Annotated in this window: 1 protein-coding gene; it reads left to right on the top strand. The window is 41.5% G+C overall.

What is annotated here, in order from left to right:
- Positions 1-350, top strand: a 350-nt coding sequence (locus MY55_RS23970; RefSeq protein WP_157889418.1) for a prepilin, shufflon protein A, incomplete at its 5' end; no start/stop codon positions are given.
- Positions 351-357 lie beyond the last annotated feature (7 nt).

The following is a 357-nucleotide window of genomic DNA, read 5'->3' as shown; positions in this document are numbered from 1 at the left end:
GCCAATCCGGTCGGTGGCAGCCAATTACAAAAGGCATAAACGGATATTATCAAAATCTTGGTCCGGCGACTGAAGTTTACAATGGCTTCAATAGTTCAAAACAAGCTATTCAAATTCAAGTGTCTGGCGGGAACAGCATATCTGGAGGCCAATGCGGTAATAGGTTTGACCTTGCTGGCAGTGTGAATGGTGTAGGAAGGGTCGCATCAACAACGACCGCCAATGATGAATGGAGCAAGTCTGGTTATATTTCATTCATTGTTCCAGCACAAACAAATTATTCAATCACTTCGTATCCGTGGGGATGTGCACCAGGAAGTTTTTCTATATTTTCTTTTATATTTAACTAATCACTTT

The sequence above is a fragment of the Chromobacterium subtsugae genome, from assembly GCF_001676875.1.
Classification (GTDB): Bacteria; Pseudomonadota; Gammaproteobacteria; order Burkholderiales; family Chromobacteriaceae; genus Chromobacterium; species Chromobacterium subtsugae.
This window is presented reverse-complemented; position numbering and strand designations above follow the sequence as displayed.